This is a genomic window from Mesorhizobium sp. M0898 (genome assembly GCF_040319695.1).
Classification (GTDB): domain Bacteria; phylum Pseudomonadota; class Alphaproteobacteria; order Rhizobiales; family Rhizobiaceae; genus Mesorhizobium.
Window position 1 is genome coordinate 77,354 of sequence record NZ_JAMYOE010000004.1, and the last position, 17,681, is coordinate 95,034.

Here is a 17,681-nt window from a genome sequence, read left to right on the forward strand (position 1 = left end):
CCGCACCCTGGCGCAGCGCAAAATTGTGGCCAGACCAGAGTGTGCCGTCTATAAGGCCTGCGGCTCAATTCCGGTTTTCCGCACCTTTGGGCGCGACGCAGACAGCAAGGACAGTTCAATGCCCGCCTACCGTTCCCGCACCACCACCCATGGCCGCAACATGGCCGGCGCCCGCGGCCTGTGGCGCGCTACCGGCATGAAGGATTCGGATTTCGGCAAGCCGATCATTGCCGTGGTCAATTCCTTCACCCAGTTCGTGCCCGGCCATGTCCATTTGAAGGATCTCGGCCAGCTGGTTGCCCGCGAGATCGAAAAAGCCGGCGGCGTTGCCAAGGAGTTCAACACCATTGCCGTCGATGACGGCATCGCCATGGGCCATGACGGCATGCTCTATTCGCTGCCGTCGCGCGAATTGATCGCCGACTCGGTCGAATACATGGTCAACGCGCACTGCGCCGACGCGATGGTCTGCATCTCGAATTGCGACAAGATCACGCCCGGCATGCTGATGGCGTCGCTGCGCCTCAACATCCCGACCGTCTTCGTCTCCGGCGGGCCGATGGAGGCCGGCAAGGTGGTGCTCGCCGGCAAGACCCAAGCGCTTGACCTGGTCGACGCCATGGTCGCGGCCGCCGACGACAAGGTGTCCGACGAGGACGTCAGGATCATCGAGCGCTCGGCCTGTCCGACCTGTGGCTCCTGCTCCGGCATGTTCACCGCCAATTCGATGAACTGCCTGACCGAGGCGCTCGGCCTGTCCTTGCCCGGCAATGGTTCGACGCTGGCGACGCATGCCGACCGCAAGCGCCTGTTCGTCGAGGCCGGCCACCTGATCGTCGATCTTGCCCAGCGCTATTACGAGCAGGACGACGACACGGCGCTGCCGCGCAGCATCGCCTCGAAGGGCGCCTTCGAGAACGCCATGACGCTCGACATCGCTATGGGCGGCTCGACCAACACCGTGCTGCACATCCTTGCCGCGGCACATGAGGGCGAGGTCGACTTCACCATGGAGGACATCGACCGGCTGTCGCGGCGGGTGCCGGTGCTGTGCAAGGTGGCTCCGGCCAAGGCTGACGTCCACATGGAGGATGTCCATCGCGCCGGCGGCATCATGGCCATCCTCGGCCAGTTGGATAGCGCCGGGCTGATCAACCGCGACCTGCCGACGGTACACGCCGCAAGCCTCGGCGAAGCGCTCGATCATTGGGATATTTCGCGCACCACCAGCCAGAATGTCCGCGATTTCTTCCTGGCGGCACCCGGCGGCGTGCCGACGCAAGTCGCGTTCAGCCAGGACCGCCGCTGGGACGATCTCGATCTCGACCGCGAGAAGGGCGTCATCCGCTCGGCCGAACATCCTTTCTCCAGGGATGGCGGCCTTGCCGTGCTGAAAGGCAATCTGGCACTCGATGGCTGCATCGTGAAGACGGCGGGCGTCGATGAATCGATCCTGAAATTCACCGGTCCGGCAAGAGTGTTCGAAAGCCAGGACGCCAGCGTCAAGGCGATCCTGTCGAACGAGATCAAGGCCGGCGATGTCGTCGTCATCCGCTATGAAGGGCCACGCGGCGGACCCGGCATGCAGGAAATGCTCTACCCGACCAGCTATTTGAAGTCGAAAGGTCTCGGCAAAACCTGCGCACTGATCACCGACGGTCGTTTTTCCGGCGGCACCTCCGGCCTGTCGATCGGCCATGTCTCGCCGGAAGCCGCGGAAGGCGGTCTGATCGGGCTGGTCAGGGAAGGCGACACGATCGAGATCGATATCCCCAACCGCACCATCAGGCTTGCTGTCGACGACGCCGAACTCATCGCCCGTCGCGCCGCGATGGAGGCCAGGGGAACGGCTGCCTGGAAGCCCGAAGAAAAGCGCAAGCGCAAGGTGACGACAGCCTTGCGCGCCTATGCGGCGATGGCGACAAGTGCCGCCAAGGGGGCGGTGCGGTACGTGCCGGAATAGAGGCTTTTCCTTCTCCCTTTGTGGGAGAAGGTGGATTGGCGCGCAACGCCAAGACGGTTGAGGGGTGCTGGACGGAGTGCCGCCGGCGCCAAGCTGGAACACCCCTCATCTGGCCGCTTCGCGGCCACCTTCTTCCACAAGGGAAGAAGGGAAGGGCCGCGCCTGAAGGTTCCGCCTTGCGGCAGCACGCTGCATGGAAAGAAACGGCTTTTTTGAACGAGGTGGCGCTAGATGGATTTTGACCTTGTGGTGCGCGGCGGGACGCTGCCCGACGGCAGGATCGCGGATATAGGCATCGTCGGCGAAACGATCGCAGCGATAGAGCCCGAGCTGAACGTCAGCGCCGGCACGGCGATCGATGCCCATGGCAATCTGGTCTCGCCGCCCTTCGTCGATCCGCATTTCCATATGGACGCCACGCTTTCGCTCGGCATTCCGCGCATCAATGTCTCGGGCACGCTGCTCGAAGGCATCTCGCTTTGGGGCGAGTTGAAGCCGCTTCTGACCCACGAAGCGGTGCGCGACCGTGCGCTCGCCTATTGCGACTGGGCGGTGTCGATGGGCCTGCTCGCCATCCGCACCCATGTCGATGTTTGCGACGACCGCCTGCTGGCGGTCGAAGCGCTGCTCGACGTGAAGAAGACGGTTGGCCCCTATATCGACCTGCAGCTGGTCGCCTTCCCGCAGGACGGGTTTTACCGCTCGCCGACGGCGCGCGACAACACCATCCGGGCGCTCGACATAGGCGTCGATGTCGTCGGCGGCATTCCGCATTTCGAGCGCACAATGGCCGACGGCACGCGCTCCGTCACCGAGCTCTGCGAAATCGCGGCGAAGCGCGGCCTGATGGTCGACTTGCATTGCGACGAGACCGACGATCCGCTGTCGCGCCACATCGAGCAGCTTGCCTATGAGACGCAGCGGCTCGGGTTGCAGGGCAGAGTGGCCGGCTCGCACCTGACATCGATGCATTCGATGGATAGTTACTACGTTTCGAAGCTATTGCCGCTGATTGCCGAGGCCGGCGTTTCGGCGATCCCCAATCCGCTGATCAACATCATGCTGCAGGGCCGCCACGACACCTTTCCCAAGCGCCGCGGACTGACGCGGGTCAAGGAGATGCTGGCGCAAGGCATCCGCGTCGGCTGGGGCCAGGATTGCGTGCTCGACCCCTGGTATTCGCTGGGCACCGCAGACATGCTCGACGTCGCCTTCATGGGCCTGCATGTCGCGCAGATGTCGAGCCCGGCCGAGATGGCGCGCTGCTTCGATATGGTCACCAACGTCAATGCCGCCATCATGGGCCTCGACCACCTTGGCCTGGCGGTCGGCAAGCGCGCCAGCCTGGTCGTTCTCGATGCCGGCAACCCAGTCGAGGCCCTGCGGCTGCGCCCAGAGCGCCTCTGCGTCATCGCCAGGGGCAAGGTGGTGGCCGAGCGCAGCCGGCAGGACACGCGGCTTTCGATCGCCGGAAGGCCGGGCACGGTGAACCGGCGCCACGCTTAAAGCGCGTCGCGTTTGAACGGACCCACGCGACGCGCTTTAAGGTCTTGTTTTTAAGCGTGTCGTTATCGCAAAACCGCTGCACACTTTTGCGCGACATGCATTAGTCCAGCCGATTTCCGGCGCTGGTCTTACCGAATTCTCGATTTTCGCCTCGTCATGGCCGCAGCTTGCGACTACGACGCGGGTCACCGTACCCCACGGCGAGGAACCGGTAACGGAATGGCGCGGCCCGCAGCCCAGTGCTCAACGATCATGAACGTGCTGCTGGCCGGCATCCTGCTGATGCTCGCCGGCGACTTCCTGTTTGCGCTGAACGACGCGATGGGCAAGTGGCTGGTCGCCAGTTTTTCCGTCGGCCAGGTCGTGCTGATCCGCTCGATCGGCGCGTTTTTCATACTCGGGCCGATGATTGCACATCAGGGTGCGGCCAAGCTGTTTCGCATGGAGCGGCCGGAGCTGCAGCTGCTTCGCGTGGTGATGACGACGCTCGACACGGCGCTGTTCTACGCGGCGGTCGTCTATCTGCCGCTCGCCGATGTGATGAGTTTTTACATGGCCGGGCCGATCTATGTCGCGGCGCTGTCGCACTTCCTGCTCGGCGAAAGGGTCGGCTGGCGCCGCTGGGCGGCTATCCTGGTCGGTTTCTGCGGCGTGCTGATCATGCTGAAGCCGTCCTCGGCCGCGTTCTCGCTGTCGTCGATGTTCGCGCTCGCCGGCAGCATTTCCTTTGCCTTCGCCATCATCCTCAATCGGCGGCTGCGCGGCACCAGCGACACCTCGCTGGTCACCTGGCAAACCATCGGCACGCTGCTGGTCGGCGCTGCGTTGACCCTCGGTAGCTGGAAGACGCCGTCCTCGCTCGATTTCGGCGCCATGCTGCTTCTCGGCATCGTCTCCTGCGGCGCGCATCTGATGATCACCAGGGCGTTGAAGCTGGCGCCGGCCTCGACCTTGGCGCCGCTGCATTACAGCCTGCTGTTGTGGGCAGTGGTCTTCGGCCTCGCCTTCTTCGGCGATGTGCCTGGGCCGCGCATCCTGATCGGCTCGGCCATCGTCGTGCTGGCCGGCCTGTTCATCTTCCACCGCCAGAAGGTGGTCGACACGGTACCGCCGGAAGACGTGCCGAAGGGTGTGAATTAGCCCCGGCGCACCTCTGCGAGATGCCGCGAAAATTCCGGCATCTCCATCAGTGCCTTGCAGCGCGCAAACCGGCCGTCGGCATAGGCGCGAAAGTCGTCGGCCGGATTTTTGTTGGCAAGCTGGATCAAGCCCCAGAGCGTCCACAAGAGGTCGCACATCGCCTTGTAGATGACGATGCGGCCGCGCTCCGCCGGTCTCGGCTCGCCGCCGAAATAGGCGCGCATCATTTCTTCGTCTTGGGCCTCGTCGAATTGCCCTTCGACCGAGAGGTCGCCGAGATCCCAGAGCGGATCGTTCATGCCGGAATATTCCCAGTCGACGATCCACATCCTGTCGCCCGTATCAAGAAAGTTTTCGCAGAGCGGGTCGCAGTGGCAGGCGACGATCGGCAGAGGTTGAGCCGCAAGTGCTGAGCGCACTGCCTCCGCCTCGCGGACCACATCGTGGTAGCCGGCAGGCAGGGCGACGTCCTTGGTTGACAGCACTTTCAGATAATCGTCGATCATCGCAAACAGCTCGAAGCGGGAGGGGAACACCGCGCCGGATGTGTGCAGTTTGCGAAAGGCCTTGCCGGCGCGTGCCGGGCTGCCCGGCCGAGTCTTGAACTTTCCCGGTGACATCGTCTCGGCACCGGCAACGAAGCGGGTCACCAACACGCCGGTCTCGGCATCGACATGCAGCACATCGGGACTGACGCCGGCCTTCGCCGCTTCCCGCGCCGCCACTGCCTCGTTGGCGCGGTTGATGTATTCCTCGGTACCCTTGCCGGGGATACGCAGGCAGAAATCCTTACCCCTGAAGACGAGGTTGGTGAGACCGCCGAGCCGTTCCAGAGGGCCGTCATAGCCGGCCAGCATCGGAATGGCCGCAAGTGCGGCGCGCGCCCGGTCGTCCGCCATGGATTTCGCTCCTTTCCCCGTATTATTGGGACGACGACGGTTCCACAGTTTTCGCCGTTTGGCTATGATCGCGTTGCGGATCGATACCAGGCGACGGACAGCAATGACAAACAGCAAACATCAGAGCGCGCTCGCCGCAGCCTATGCGGCGAAGCGGCCGGAAGACGTCGCGGCTCTTTACGACAGGTGGGCAGGCACCTATGACGCCGACATGTCGGTGGCTGGCTATCGCCATCCCACCATCTGCCTTGCCTTGCTGGCCCGCCATCTGGCGCGCGGCGCCGCTCCTCTGCTCGATGCCGGCGCCGGCACCGGGCTCATCGGCGAATGGCTTGCCATTACCGGTTATCCGCAGGTCGAGGCGCTCGACATCTCGGAAGGCATGCTGGCGCAAGCCGCGCGCAAGGGCGTCTATTCAGCGCTGCACTGCCTGGCGCTTGGCGGACCGCTGCCCTTCGTGGACGACGCCTATGCCGGGATCATCTCAGCCGGCGTCTTCACGTCCGGCCATGTCGGGGCCGAGGGTCTGGACGAGCTGATCCGCATCTGCCGGCCGGGCGGGGTGATCGTGCTGACAGTGAAGAACACGCTGTGGGATGCCGGGTTTGCCGCGCGGATCGCCGAGCTCGAGGCGCAAGGCACCGTCACGCGCGCCGAAGAGACGCCGCCCTATGTTTCGATGCCAGGCGAGGCCGATACCGTGCCGAGCCGGGGGCTGGTGCTCATCGTGAACTGAGGCTGAAACCGGAAGGCTCTATGCCTTCACCTTTGCTCCTGCCGGATCGTAAAGCGGCTCGAGGTGTATCTTAGCCGGCGTCCGTTCCATTGCCACCACCAGCTCGTAGTTGCCGGAGGTAAGGAAATCATCGTTGACGCCATCGGCATTGCGCACATAGCCGTAGCCGATGTTCTTGCCGATGGTGTAGCCATAGCCGCCGCTGGTGAGATAACCGACCGCCTCGCCGTTGCGCAGGATGGTCTCGCGCCCGAGCAGCACGACGGCCGGATCATCGACGGTGAAGCCGGCAAAGCGTTTGCCGAGCGTCGAGCCATCGAGCTTTTCAAGCGCCCGCCGGCCGAGGAAATCGGTGTTCTTCCTGAGCTTCACCGCCCAGCCGAGGCCGGCCTCCTGCGGCGTGTCGTTGGGTGTAATGTCGGCGCCCCAGGCGCGGTAGCCCTTTTCCAGCCGCAGCGATTCCAGCGCCCGATAGCCGACCGGGCGAATGTCGTGGACAGCGCCCGCCGTCATCAGCACGTCGAAAACCTCGCCCGTCGCCGCGATCGGCGCATGCAGTTCCCAGCCGAGTTCGCCGACATAGGTGACGCGCAGTGCCCGGACGGCGTGACCGGCAATGGCGATCTCGCGAACATGGCCGAATGGAAAGGCGGCATTCGAGACGTCGGCATCGGTCACCGCTGACAGCACGTCACGGGCGCGCGGCCCCATTAGCGACAATGTGCCGAAATCCTCCGTGACGTCGGTCAGCGTCACGTCGAACTCCCTGCCGATATGATCGGCAATCCAGGAGAAATCATGCGTGCGGAAACCGGTGCCGGTGACGATGTAGAATTTTTCCTCACCGAGCCTCGCCACGGTCAAATCGGCCTCGATGCCGCCGCGCGTGTTGAGAAGCTGCGTGTAGGTCAGCCGGCCGACCGGCTTGGCGACGTCGTTGGCGCAGATCCAGTCCAGCGCCTTCAGCGCGTCGGCTCCGGTCATTTCGTATTTGGCGAAAGACGACTGGTCGAAAATACCGATCTTTTCGCGCACGTGGCGGTGCTCGTCGCCAACCGCCGGGAACCAGTTCTGCCGGCCCATCGAATAGACGTCCTTCGGCTCGATGCCTTCCGGCGCGAACCAGTTCGGCCGCTCCCAGCCAAGTTTCGAGCCGAACACGGCGCGATGTTTTTGCAGCCGCTCGTACAAAGGCGAGACGATGCGCGGCCGGCCGCTGACATATTCCTCATGCGGGAAGCCGATCGTGTAGTGCTTGCCATAGGCTTCCAGCGTGCGGTCGCGGACCCATTGCCGGTCGCGGTGGAGATCGGAGAAGCGGCGGATGTCGACCACCCACAGATCGAGCGGCGCCTCGCCGTCGACGACCCATTGCGCCAGCACCCAGCCGGCGCCGCCGCCGGACGCGATGCCAAAGGCATTGAAGCCGGCGCCGACGAACATATTGGCGCATTCCGGCGCCACACCGAGGATGAAATTGCCATCCGGCGTAAAGCTCTCCGGCCCGTTGATCATCTGCTTGACGCCGGCATTGGCGAGCGCCGGGACACGCTCGATCGCCTGGCTCATATGCTGCTCGAAATGATCGTAATCATCGTCGAACAGCCGGAACTCCCAATCGTCCGGCACATCGCCGCCCGGCAGACCGGTCGTCCACGCCTGCGGGTTCGGCTCGTAGCCGCCCATCACCAACCCGCCGACCTCCTCCTTGAAATAGGTGCGGCGATCGGGGTCGCGAATTGTCGGCGCGTCGGTCGGCAGGCCATCGATCTTTTCGGTGATGATGTACTGGTGCTTCACCGGCTGCAGCGGCACGTTTATCCCGGCGAGCGCACCCACCTGCCGCGCCCATTGCCCGGCGCAGTTCACCACCTTGTCGCAGGCGATATCGCCCTTGCTGGTCTTTACCGCGGTGATGCGGCCGTCTCTCATTTCGAAGCCGGTGACCCGCACCTCCTCGAACAATTTTGCGCCATGCATGCGCGCACCCTTGGCCAGCGACTGGGTGATGTCGGAAGGGCTTGCCTGACCGTCGGTCGGCAGCCAGGACGCGCCGACGAGGTCGCCGGTTTCCAGCAGCGGCCACATCTCCTTGACCTCGGCCGGCGACAGCAGATGCATGTCCATGCCGAAGCTCTTAGCCGTCGTTGCCAGCCGCTTATACTCGGTCCAGCGGTCGGCATTGGTGGCGAGGCGCAGGCAGCCAGTCATCTTCCAGCCGGTGGCGAGGCCGGTTTCGGCTTCCAGCCCCTTGTAGAGATCTACCGAATATTTGAGCACGCGCGTGATCGACGCCGACGAGCGCAGCTGGCCGACCAGCCCGGCAGCATGCCAGGTCGAACCCGAGGTCAGTTTGCCCTGTTCGAGCAGCACGATTTCGGCCTTGTGGTCGCGCGCCAGATGATAGGCCGTCGAACAGCCGATGATGCCACCGCCGATGACGACGATCCCGGCCTGGGCGGGCAAGGTCATGTCCGCGTCCCGTATTTTGTCCTGTAGTTTTCCAGGGCGGCTTCGAGCCGCGCCAGGTTTTCGTCGGCATAGGCGGCGTAGTCGACACCGGGCGCGTCGAGGTAAAGCTCGGAAACCATGCCCCACATCGCCTCACGCAGCAGCGACGCGCATTGCATGGCGGCGTGCGAGCGCCGTATCGCCGGGTCCGGCTCCTTCATGAAATAGGCGGTCAGGAAGGCGAAGGACTCCTCGTCGCTCATGCCTGCATTCGACGCCGCGCCGGCAAGGTCGAACATCGCGGTGTTGAAGCCTGCATATTCGAAATCGATGAGCCACAGCCTGTGACCGTCGTCGATTATGTTAGCCGGCAAGAGGTCATTATGGCCGAAGACGATCGGCAGCAGCTTTTGCGCGCGCTCGAGCTCGTCCGCCAGCGTCAGCAGGCGCGGCAGTTCGCCCAGCTTGCGGCTGCGGCCTTCCTCCAGCGTGCGCGCATAGTCGCGAATGACATGGAATACCCAGAACATGAAGCCGGCGCCGGAGACATGACCGGGCATCTCCCGATGGAAACCGCGCAGCAACGCGGCAACGCGGCCGAGATCGGCGCGCACGTCCTGCGCGACATAGGCCTTGGCGCCGAGATACTCCGTCACCATGACGCCGGGTCCAGTGTAGTGGACGGCCGGAGCGAAGCCTGCCGCGTGCGCTGCCCGCGCCGTCATCATCTCGCGCTCGCGAAAGACATGGTGGAACGGATAGTCCTGGCCGAGCCGCACGACGTGCCGCCCGGCCGCGTCCTTGACCAGATAATTGGCATTGCTCAGCCCGCCCGGCAGCGGCGCGATGTCGATGCTGCCGGTCCAGCAAGGCAGCGCACGGATGCGGTCTTCGACAGTCACGATCTCGTCCAACATTGGGTCAATTTTCCACGCATGTCACGGCTGGCCAGCGATGACAATCGGACGGAGGAATGGAGGCAACGCGAAGATCTCGTCGGTGCAGATCTCGGGATCGGTATCCCGCACCGCACCGACGAGCCCCTTTGTGCCGGGTTCTTCGACGCCGGCATCCGCCCCCGCGGATCCTGAATTTCGGCACCCTTGCACCCGACGATCTCCCGGGCGTTCGGGCAGCGATTTTTCGTGCGGCTCAGCCGTCGTCCTCCGTTCCGAGCCTGTCACAGCGATAATGTCGCGCCACGCTGGAGGCGTTGTCAACGCGAAATTGTGGTATTTTCTGGTTTTTTGCCCGAATTTTGCTAAATTCCTTGGAGTTAGTGGCATTTATGCCGTAGAAGCGGTCAGCGGTGCAACAATCCGACCGGATGGAACCGATGGTCCACTCGAAGCGGCATGGCGAAATCCTGCGCCTCCTCAAGGAGGAAGGCACCGTGACCATTGCGAGCCTGGCCGACCGGCTGGGCGTCTCGCTGGAGACAGTACGCCGCGACGTCAAGCCACTGACCAGCGACGGTTCCATCCTCAAGATGCACGGCGCCGTCGGCCTGCCGTCGATTGCCGGCGAAGCGCCGTTCGAGCGGCGCATGCGCGAGAACGCCGATGCCAAGCGGGCAATAGCGCGCATGGTCGCCGCCACCATCCGCGACGGCGAATCGATCATGCTCGACACCGGCACCACCACCTCTTTCCTGGCCCGGGAACTGCTCGGCCACCGGCGGCTGACGGTCGTCACCAACTCCTCCGACATCGCCCGCACACTGGCCACCGTCAACGGCAATAAGGTCTACATGGCCGGCGGCGAGCTGCGCAGCGATTCCGGTGCTGCCTTCGGCGTCTCGGCCATCGAATTCGTCAGCCGCTTTTCCGTCAGCCATGCAGTGATATCGACCGGTGCGGTCGATGCCATAACCGGCGTCATGGACTATGATCTGGAAGAGGCCGAATTCGCCCGCATGGTGCTGTCGCGCGGCCAGCGTTCGCTTGTCGTCACCGACCATAGCAAATTCGGCCGCCAGGGCCTTGTTCAGGTCTGCGGCTTCGGCGGCTTTTCCGAACTCGCGACCGACCGTCCGCCGCCGCACGACATCGGCGCCGCCCTCGCCCAGGCCGGCGCACGGCTCAGCATTGCCGATGGCGGAAGCGAGGGCTGAGCTCTATCGTGAGCTCTGTCGGGAGATCTGCTCCAGCACCCACTTCCCAGCGCCGCGTCTGCCGTGTTTAGTCCGGCCATGGCTTTCACCATCCGCCAATTGCAGTTCTTCATCGCCGTCGCCGAGCAGGGCACGGTGTCGGGCGCCGCCCAGAACCTGTCGATCTCGCAATCGTCGGTCACCGAGGCGATCAAGGAGCTGGAGCACGATCTCGGCGTCGAGCTGTTCGAGCGCCACCCGCGCGGCTTGAACATCACCCACAAAGGCCACCAGTTCCTGCGCCATGCGAGAAAGATCCTGGCCGACGTTTCCGATGCGCGCCGCGCCTTCTTCGGCGAACAGGCCGCGGCAAGCGGGCGGCTGCAACTTGGCGTCACCTCGCTGGTCGCCGGCTATGTGCTTTCCGATCTTCTTGCCCGCTACCGCCGCGCCTATCCGGGTGTCGAGGTCTCGGCGATCGAGGACAATGGCGACTATCTCGAGCACCTGTTAATTGGCGGCAAGCTCGACATTGCCGTCATGGTCACCTCGAACCTGCGCGACCGCACGGCACTGCAGTCCGAAATCCTCGAAGTCTCGGCCTACCGGCTGTGGCTGCCGCTCGGCCACCCCTTGGCCGGTGCCGACATCATCGGCATCGGCGACATCGCCTCGGAACCGCTGATCATGCTGACCGTCGACGAGATCGAGGAGAATACCGGAAAGCTGCTGACGGCAATCGGCGCCAAGCCGCATGTCGCCTTCCGCACCCGCTCGGTCGAAGCGGTGCGCAGCCTCGTCGCTACCGGCGCCGGCGTGGCGCTGCTGCCCGACCTCGTCTACCGGCCATGGTCGCTGGAAGGCGACCGCATCGAATCGCGCGATATTTCGGGGTCGTTGCCGGTCGTCCAGGTCGGCATGGTCTGGCGGCGCGGCTCCGGTCTGCCGCAGGCGGCGCGCGACTTCATCGGACTTGCCCAGTCGCAGCGCATGGTGCGCCAACGGCCCGAGAAGATTGGCCGCTGACGTATCGGAAAAATCGATATCGGCTTTCTGATAAATGAATTTGCGAAACCGGAAATTTCGCAGCACTTTTCGGTCAGGGAACAAAGCTGCCGTTAGAGCGACGTGCGTCCAATTGGACGCACATAGTACGCTCTAAGACTTTTAGTTTTCGCATCGGGCTTTCCGAAAATCGATTCCGATTTTCGGGTCGATGCGAGGAGCACGGCCCTTCAGAGCCGCGCATCCAACGTTTTTGAACGGGCGCATGATCTTCTTCCGAAACCCGAAACCGGTTTCGAGGTCATGCAAAAATGGGAGATCGACGATGAATTCATTGCTGAAATCATGCACTGCCTTGACGGTCGCGCTGAGCTTCTCCGGCCAGGCCATCGCCCAGGTCAAGGAGCTCGGCAAAGGCGAAGGCGAGGTCAATATCGTCGCCTGGCCGGGCTATATCGAGCGCGGCGAAACCGACAAGGCCTATGATTGGGTCACTTCGTTCGAGAAGGAAACCGGCTGCAAGGTCAACGTCAAGACCGCCAACACCTCCGATGAGATGGTCTCGCTGATGAACGAGGGCGGCTTCGATCTCGTCACCGCCTCGGGCGACGCTTCGCTGCGCCTTGTCGCCGGCAAGCGCGTCCAGCCGATCAACACCGACCTCATACCGAGCTGGAAGACGGTCGACAACCGGCTGAAGGATGCGCCCTGGTTCACCGTCGGCGGAGTCCATTACGGCGTCCCCTATCAGTGGGGGCCGAACGTGCTGATGTACAACACCGAAGTGTTCAAGGAGGCGCCGAAGAGCTGGAACGTGGTCTTCGAGGAAATGAAGCTTCCCGACGGCAAGTCGAACAAGGGCCGCGTCCAAGCCTATGACGGGCCGATCCACATCGCCGACGCTGCCAATTACCTGATGGCTCACAAGCCGGAGCTCGGCATCAAGGATCCGTACGAACTGACCGAGGATCAGTACAAGGCGGCGCTCGACCTGCTGCGGGTCCAGCGTACGCTGGTCGGACGCTATTGGCACGACGCCGCCATCCAGGTCGACGATTTCCAGAACGAAGGCGTCGTCGCCTCCGGTTCCTGGCCCTACCAGGTAAACACGCTGATCGCGGCCAAGAAGCCGGTCGCCTCGACTATCCCCGAGGAGGGCGTCACCGGCTGGGCCGATACCACGATGATGGAGGCCGATGCTGCCCACCCAAACTGCGCCTACATGTGGATGGAGCATTCGCTGTCGCCAAAAGTGCAGGGCGACGTCTCCGCCTGGTTCGGCTCGCTGCCGGTGGTGCCCGCCGCCTGCAAGGGCAACGAACTGCTCGGCGAGGAAGGCTGCAAGACCAACGGTTACGACAATTTCGACAAGATCAAGTTCTGGAAGACGCCGGTCTCGAAATGCGCCACCCAGAACGACCAGTGCGTGCCCTATTACCGCTGGGTGTCGGACTATATCGGCGTCATCGGCGGGCGGTGAGTTCGCCTCACCTACGAAGCTCGGCGCTGCCCCTCACCCTTACCCTCTCCCGGTGAAGAACCGGGGGGTCGCCAGCGTTGGAGCGCCTCCCTTCTCCCCGTCCACTATACGAGGAGAAGGTGCCGGCAGGCGGATAAGAGGCAGCGCTACCGCCTGAAATTTGATGAGCCTGACAGATCAGGACAGCCCCATGACCTCCGCCGTTTCCTTCCAAAACGTCTCTCGCCATTTCGGCAGCGTGCGTGCCGTTGACGCGGTCGATCTCGACATCGTGCCGGGCGAGTTCTTTGCCATGCTCGGGCCTTCCGGCTCGGGCAAGACGACGTGCCTGCGCCTCATCGCCGGTTTCGAGCAGCCGACGGCGGGCTCGATCTCGATCTTCGGCGAACGCGCCGAGGGCGTGCCGCCCTATCGCCGCAACGTCAACACCGTGTTCCAGGATTATGCGCTGTTCCCGCATTTCAACGTGCTCGACAACGTCGCCTATGGGCTGATGGTCAAGGGCGTCGGCAGACCGGAGCGGCAACAGGCGGCGGAAGAAGCGCTGGCGCTGGTGCGGCTTCCCGGCTACGGCGCCCGTCGCCCTGGCCAGCTTTCCGGCGGCCAGCGCCAGCGCGTCGCGCTCGCCCGTGCGCTGGTCAACCAGCCCAAGGTGCTGTTGCTCGACGAGCCGCTCGGCGCCCTCGACCTCAAGCTTCGCGAAAACATGCAGGAGGAGTTGAAATCGCTGCAGAAGGCGCTCGGCATCACCTTCGTGTTCGTCACCCACGACCAGGGCGAAGCGCTGTCGATGGCCGACCGCGTGGCCGTCTTCAATGACGGCAAGATCATGCAGATCGGCACGCCGGAAGACATCTACCAGCGCCCCAAGACCCGCTTCGTCGCCGATTTCGTCGGCTCGTCCAACGTGCTGCCGCCGGATTTCGTCCAGCGCTATGCCGGCCAGTATCGCTGGGGCAGCCTGCGGCCCGAATCCATCCGTATTGGCCGGGCCAACGGCGAAGGGGTTGCCGCCCGCCTGGTCTCGACCAACTATCTCGGCGCCACGACAAGACTGGCGCTCGATGCAGAGGGCTTGCGACTGCATGCCATCGTGCCGGCGGGTGCTGTGCTGCCGGGGGAAGGCGAGGCGGTGGTGCTCACCTTCAAGCGCGAGCATTTGCATCTGATGGACGAGCTCGGATGAGCCTGGACGCTGCCATGCCGCGGGCCACGGCCCCCGCCATCCTGCCGCGAAGTGGTGGCGTACGCGGCGGGCTCTCCGATCTCTTCTGGCGCCGGCCGCAATTCTTGCTGCTCTTGATGCTGCTACCCCCGGTTCTTTGGCTCGGCATCGTCTATATCGGCTCGCTGTTTGCGCTGCTTTTGCAGAGCTTCTTTTCGATCGATGAGTTCTCCGGCCTGATCAACCGCGAGTTCACGCTGAAGACCTATGGCGACCTGCTGCAGGCCGCCAATCTCGACATCATCCTGCGCACGGTGACTATGGCGGCGCTGGTGACGCTGGCGGCGGCGGTCATCGCCTTTCCCATCGCCTATTACGCGGCGCGCTATGCGCGCGGCCGTTGGAAGGCGCTGTTTTATCTCGGCGTCATGCTGCCGCTGTGGTCGAGCTACCTGGTCAAGATCTATGCGTGGAAGCTGATTCTCGCCAAGGAAGGCATCCTGACTTGGCTGCTGGCCAAATTGCATCTTCTGTGGCTGCTTGATGCCTGGCTGTCGCTGCCGGTCGTCGGCGGCAACTCGCTGTCGGTCTCCTCAACCGGTACCTTCATCGTCTTCGTCTATGTCTGGCTGCCGTTCATGATCCTGCCGGTGCAGGCCGCACTCGAGCGCGTGCCGGGCAATTTGGTCGAGGCTTCGTCCGATCTCGGCGCCTCGCCCGGGCAGACCTTCGGCAACGTGCTGTTCCCGCTGGCGCTGCCCGGCATCGTCGCCGGCTCGATCTTCACCTTCTCGCTGACGCTCGGCGACTACATCATCCCACAGATCATCGGCACCTCGCGGCTGTTCATCGGCCAGGCCGTCTATTCGCAGCAAGGCACCGCCGGCAATATCCCGCTCGCCGCCGCCTTCACCGTGGTGCCCATCGTCATCATGGGCTTCTACCTCTGGGGCGCCAAGCGCATGGGGGCTTTCGATGCGCTCTGACCGTGGCCCATCCGCGCCGATCGGCCTGAAGCTCGCTGCCACCGGCGGCCTGCTTTTCCTGCATTTGCCGATCCTGCTGATCTTCGTCTATGCCTTCACCACCGAGGAGAAGAGCTTCGTCTGGCCGCCGCCGGGCCTGACCACGCAATGGTTCGCCGTCACCTGGAACCGCCCCGACGTCTGGCAGGCGCTGTCATTGTCTGTGCGGGTCGCGGCGATCTCGACTGCCATCGCGCTGGTCCTGGGCACGCTGTGCGCCGCTGCCGTGTCCCGCACAAAATTCTTCGGCCGCGAAACCATCTCGCTGCTGGTCATCCTGCCGATCGCGCTGCCCGGCATCATCACCGGCATCGCGCTGCGCTCGGCCTTCGCGCTGGCCGAAATCCCGTTCTCGTTCTGGACGATCGTGCTCGGCCACGCCACTTTCTGCGTGGTCGTCGTCTACAACAATGCGGTCGCCCGTTTCCGCCGCACGTCCGGCTCGATGATCGAGGCGTCGATGGATCTCGGCGCCGATGGTTTCCAGACCTTTCGGCATGTCGTGCTGCCCAACATCGCAACCGCGCTGCTGGCCGGCGGCATGCTTGCCTTTGCGCTGTCCTTCGACGAGGTCATCGTCACCACCTTCACCGCCGGCCAGCAGCAGACGGTGCCGATCTGGATGCTCGAAGAATTGATCCGTCCGCGCCAGCGTCCGGTCACCAATGTCGTGGCGATGGTGGTAGTGCTGGTGACGCTGCTCCCAATCCTCGCTGCCTATTACCTGACCCGCGACGGCGACCAGATCGCCGGTTCGGGCAAATGATCTCGTTCATAAGGGAGAGACTTCCATGGACACGCAGATGCTGATCGGCTCGAAATTCGAAAAAGGCACCGAGACCGAGGAGCCGATCCTCAACCCGAGAACCGGGGCGACCATCCTCAATCTGCCTGAGGCCAGCCCAGCGCAGATCGAGGCGGCCGTGCTTGCTGCCGAAAACGCCTTCGTCACCTGGTCCCGCACAACACCGGCGCAGCGCGCCGGCTATCTCCTGAAGATCGCCGATCGCATCGAGGCTGCTGCACAGGATTTCGCGGCGCTCGAGGCGCTGAACTGCGGCAAGCCGATCAATGCCGTGCTCAATGACGAGATCCCGGCGATCGTCGACTGCTACCGCTTCTTTGCCGGCGCGGTCCGCTCGATGCCCGGCCAGGTCGCCGGCGAATACATTCCCGGCCACACCTCGATGGTCCGCCGCGACGCCATCGGCGTTGTCGCGTCGATCGCGCCGTGGAACTATCCGCTGATGATGATGGCCTGGAAGCTGGCGCCGGCGATTGCCGGCGGCAACACCGTCGTCTTCAAGCCGTCGGAACAGACGCCGCTGACCGCGCTGAAGCTGGCGAAAATCCTTGCCGAGATCCTGCCGGAAGGCGTCGTCAACGTCGTGCTCGGTCGCGGCGACAGCGTCGGCAACACGCTGATCAACCACCCGAAGGTCAACATGATCTCGATCACCGGCGACGTCGCCACCGGCAAGAAGGTGCTGCAGGCTGCCGCCAAATCGGTCAAGCGCACGCATCTCGAGCTCGGCGGCAAGGCGCCGGTCATCGTCTTCGACGACGCCGATCTCGGCGCGGTGGTCAACGGCCTGCGCGCCTTCGGCTATTACAATGCCGGCCAGGACTGCACCGCGGCCTGCCGCATCTACGCCGGCAAGAAGATCTACGACAAGCTCGTCGCAGACCTCTCCACTGCGGTCTCGACCATCAAGTATGATCGCCCCGACGATACCGAGAACGAGATCGGCCCGCTGATCTCGCGTCGCCAGCGTGACCGCGTCTCGAGCTTCGTCGAGCGCGCCTCTGAGCTCAAGCACATCGAGATCACCACGGGCGGCAAGCCGGGCGAGGGCTCCGGCTTCTTCTACCAGCCGACCGTCGTCGCCGGCGCGCTGCAGGAGGACGAGATCGTGCGCCGCGAAGTGTTCGGTCCGGTGGTCTCGGTCACCCGCTTTTCCGAAGTTGACGAAGCGGTGAACTGGGCCAATGATTCTGACTACGGCCTGGCGTCGTCGGTGTGGACCAAGGACGTTTCGCGGGCCATGGCGACAGCGGCCCGGCTGCAATATGGCTGCACCTGGATCAACACCCATTTCATGCTGACCAACGAGATGCCGCATGGCGGGTTGAAACAATCCGGCTACGGCAAGGACATGTCGCTCTACGCGCTGGAGGACTATACCGCCGTCCGCCACGTCATGGTCGCTCACGGGTAG

At 63.9% G+C, this 17,681-nt stretch carries 14 protein-coding genes; 11 read left to right on the forward strand and 3 right to left on the reverse strand.

Annotation, left to right across the window (positions count from 1 at the left end):
- Positions 1-118: 118 nt before the first annotated feature.
- The 3 genes from ilvD (at position 119) to NKH90_RS07735 (ending at position 4,609) form a co-directional block, all read left to right on the forward strand.
- The gene (ilvD, locus tag NKH90_RS07725; RefSeq protein ID WP_352818543.1) at positions 119-1,963 is read left to right on the forward strand and encodes a dihydroxy-acid dehydratase; all 1,845 of its coding nucleotides are present in this window, start codon (positions 119-121) and stop codon (positions 1,961-1,963) included.
- Positions 1,964-2,194: 231 nt separating this feature from the next.
- The gene (locus NKH90_RS07730; RefSeq protein ID WP_352818547.1) at positions 2,195-3,469 is read left to right on the forward strand and encodes an amidohydrolase family protein; all 1,275 of its coding nucleotides are present in this window, start codon (positions 2,195-2,197) and stop codon (positions 3,467-3,469) included.
- Positions 3,470-3,688: 219 nt separating this feature from the next.
- Complete coding sequence (locus tag NKH90_RS07735; protein WP_352818550.1) at positions 3,689-4,609, forward strand: DMT family transporter; 921 nt, start codon at positions 3,689-3,691, stop codon at positions 4,607-4,609.
- Here NKH90_RS07735 and NKH90_RS07740 read toward each other — a convergent pair.
- Positions 4,606-5,508: a phosphotransferase gene (locus tag NKH90_RS07740; protein WP_352818554.1), complete on the reverse strand. Its 903-nt coding sequence runs from the start codon at positions 5,506-5,508 to the stop codon at positions 4,606-4,608. The two genes, NKH90_RS07735 and NKH90_RS07740, sit on opposite strands and share 4 nt — an antisense overlap.
- A 103-nt stretch (positions 5,509-5,611) precedes the next feature.
- On the opposite strand from NKH90_RS07740, the gene NKH90_RS07745 reads away from it, so the two are divergent.
- On the forward strand, positions 5,612-6,244 hold the full coding sequence (locus tag NKH90_RS07745) for a class I SAM-dependent DNA methyltransferase (protein ID WP_352469951.1): 633 nt from the start codon (positions 5,612-5,614) through the stop codon (positions 6,242-6,244).
- 18 nt (positions 6,245-6,262) lie between these two features.
- Here NKH90_RS07745 and NKH90_RS07750 read toward each other — a convergent pair whose 3' ends face one another.
- Positions 6,263-8,716: a GcvT family protein gene (locus NKH90_RS07750; RefSeq protein WP_352818557.1), complete on the reverse strand. Its 2,454-nt coding sequence runs from the start codon at positions 8,714-8,716 to the stop codon at positions 6,263-6,265.
- Positions 8,713-9,597, reverse strand: a complete 885-nt coding sequence (locus NKH90_RS07755; RefSeq protein WP_023676353.1) for a phosphotransferase family protein — start codon at positions 9,595-9,597, stop codon at positions 8,713-8,715. Before NKH90_RS07755 ends, NKH90_RS07750 begins: the two co-directional genes overlap by 4 nt.
- Positions 9,598-10,031: 434 nt before the next feature.
- Here NKH90_RS07755 and NKH90_RS07760 point away from each other — a divergent pair, with 434 nt between their 5' ends.
- From NKH90_RS07760 to NKH90_RS07790, 7 genes are all read left to right on the forward strand, one after another.
- Entirely contained in the window at positions 10,032-10,808 is a 777-nt protein-coding gene (locus NKH90_RS07760; protein ID WP_352767217.1) for a DeoR/GlpR family DNA-binding transcription regulator, read from the forward strand.
- 78 nt (positions 10,809-10,886) lie between these two features.
- Positions 10,887-11,813, forward strand: coding sequence for a LysR family transcriptional regulator (locus tag NKH90_RS07765; protein ID WP_023676350.1), 927 nt, complete (start codon positions 10,887-10,889; stop codon positions 11,811-11,813).
- Between the two features lie 304 nt (positions 11,814-12,117).
- Complete coding sequence (locus NKH90_RS07770; RefSeq protein WP_352540421.1) at positions 12,118-13,272, forward strand: ABC transporter substrate-binding protein; 1,155 nt, start codon at positions 12,118-12,120, stop codon at positions 13,270-13,272.
- A 190-nt stretch (positions 13,273-13,462) separates the two neighbouring features.
- The gene (locus NKH90_RS07775; protein ID WP_352540420.1) at positions 13,463-14,458 is read left to right on the forward strand and encodes an ABC transporter ATP-binding protein; all 996 of its coding nucleotides are present in this window, start codon (positions 13,463-13,465) and stop codon (positions 14,456-14,458) included.
- A gap of 14 nt (positions 14,459-14,472) precedes the next feature.
- Complete coding sequence (locus NKH90_RS07780) at positions 14,473-15,423, forward strand: ABC transporter permease (RefSeq protein ID WP_352614621.1); 951 nt, start codon at positions 14,473-14,475, stop codon at positions 15,421-15,423.
- Positions 15,413-16,228, forward strand: a complete 816-nt coding sequence (locus tag NKH90_RS07785; RefSeq protein ID WP_352479858.1) for an ABC transporter permease — start codon at positions 15,413-15,415, stop codon at positions 16,226-16,228. Before NKH90_RS07780 ends, NKH90_RS07785 begins: the two co-directional genes overlap by 11 nt.
- A gap of 25 nt (positions 16,229-16,253) precedes the next feature.
- Complete coding sequence (locus NKH90_RS07790; RefSeq protein WP_352818561.1) at positions 16,254-17,681, forward strand: gamma-aminobutyraldehyde dehydrogenase; 1,428 nt, start codon at positions 16,254-16,256, stop codon at positions 17,679-17,681.

Coding starts and splice junctions, on each gene's coding strand:
- NKH90_RS07760 (WP_352767217.1), top strand. CDS start 10,032: ATGGTCCACTCGAAGCGGCATGGCGAAATCCTGCGCCTCCTCAAGGAG.
- ilvD (WP_352818543.1), top strand. CDS start 119: ATGCCCGCCTACCGTTCCCGCACCACCACCCATGGCCGCAACATGGCC.
- NKH90_RS07745 (WP_352469951.1), top strand. CDS start 5,612: ATGACAAACAGCAAACATCAGAGCGCGCTCGCCGCAGCCTATGCGGCG.
- NKH90_RS07730 (WP_352818547.1), top strand. CDS start 2,195: ATGGATTTTGACCTTGTGGTGCGCGGCGGGACGCTGCCCGACGGCAGG.
- NKH90_RS07785 (WP_352479858.1), top strand. CDS start 15,413: ATGCGCTCTGACCGTGGCCCATCCGCGCCGATCGGCCTGAAGCTCGCT.
- NKH90_RS07750 (WP_352818557.1), bottom strand. CDS start 8,716: ATGACCTTGCCCGCCCAGGCCGGGATCGTCGTCATCGGCGGTGGCATC.
- NKH90_RS07790 (WP_352818561.1), top strand. CDS start 16,254: ATGGACACGCAGATGCTGATCGGCTCGAAATTCGAAAAAGGCACCGAG.
- NKH90_RS07735 (WP_352818550.1), top strand. CDS start 3,689: ATGGCGCGGCCCGCAGCCCAGTGCTCAACGATCATGAACGTGCTGCTG.
- NKH90_RS07765 (WP_023676350.1), top strand. CDS start 10,887: ATGGCTTTCACCATCCGCCAATTGCAGTTCTTCATCGCCGTCGCCGAG.
- NKH90_RS07740 (WP_352818554.1), bottom strand. CDS start 5,508: ATGGCGGACGACCGGGCGCGCGCCGCACTTGCGGCCATTCCGATGCTG.
- NKH90_RS07775 (WP_352540420.1), top strand. CDS start 13,463: ATGACCTCCGCCGTTTCCTTCCAAAACGTCTCTCGCCATTTCGGCAGC.
- NKH90_RS07780 (WP_352614621.1), top strand. CDS start 14,473: ATGCCGCGGGCCACGGCCCCCGCCATCCTGCCGCGAAGTGGTGGCGTA.
- NKH90_RS07770 (WP_352540421.1), top strand. CDS start 12,118: ATGAATTCATTGCTGAAATCATGCACTGCCTTGACGGTCGCGCTGAGC.